Raw genomic sequence first — 649 nt, 5'->3', positions numbered from 1 at the left:
GGCCCGGCGGTAAGCTATACAATTACCGAAAATCGCGGCTGTAAATATTGGACGCTCGGCGATTGGGTCTATATTACCTGTTATCTACGTGTAAGGATTACTGCTGCTGGTGACGGGAGTTCCGGCAGCAGATCTTATGCCGGAATACAGGGGCTGCCCTTTGCGGTATCAACCGAAAGCAGGTACCCCATTACCGTGACAGAGCTGTATGGCTGCGTCAGCAATAATTGGGATGTCGGATATATCGATGACGACGGCGGAGGCTCCGTTTATTTTCAGAAGGACGACGGAGCCGCACAGGAATGGTGGATGGTTAACTCTTCTACCGATGGCGGTATTAATTTTTGCGGTTGGTACAAGAAAGCGACATAGAGAAAGGAGGTGCAGGAAAAATGTACGAAGAAATCACTTTGCAGGACCTTGACCGGGATAAGGTCAATGTAATGAGGCAAAAGTATATCGAGCTGGAAGGGACAAGCTACCCCATCGGAGATATTTTCCGGCGGTCGTATGCGAACAGCGCGAATGGGCGAAAGCAGGTCCAGGAGGAGATTGCGGAGCCCTACTTCAGCGCCGTTATGGCGGTATGGGGAGAAGAACCCACGGTATTCCCGGAGGAACCGGAAATCATTGAAACGGAGGCATGAAA

The 649-nt window shown here is 51.0% G+C and carries 2 protein-coding genes; both read left to right on the top strand.

Translation table 11 applies throughout. The features are described 5' to 3' along the window. A partial coding sequence (locus tag DPQ25_RS14850) for a hypothetical protein (RefSeq protein ID WP_177577156.1) occupies positions 1 to 372 on the top strand: 372 nt, incomplete at its 5' end. A gap of 20 nt (positions 373 to 392) precedes the next feature. Continuing rightward, complete coding sequence (locus DPQ25_RS14350; RefSeq protein WP_112333845.1) at positions 393 to 647, top strand: hypothetical protein; 255 nt, start codon at positions 393 to 395, stop codon at positions 645 to 647. The last annotated feature ends 2 nt before the right edge of the window (positions 648 to 649 follow it).

This window comes from Hydrogeniiclostridium mannosilyticum (assembly GCF_003268275.1).
GTDB lineage: Bacteria > Bacillota > Clostridia > Oscillospirales > Acutalibacteraceae > Hydrogeniiclostridium > Hydrogeniiclostridium mannosilyticum.
Note: the sequence above shows the minus strand (reverse complement) of the source record. Positions and strands in the feature narration are given on the sequence as shown.

What these genes read in the sequence shown, in the direction of transcription:
- DPQ25_RS14350 (WP_112333845.1), top strand. Translation starts at nt 393, where the DNA reads ATGTACGAAGAAATCACTTTGCAGGACCTTGACCGGGATAAGGTCAAT.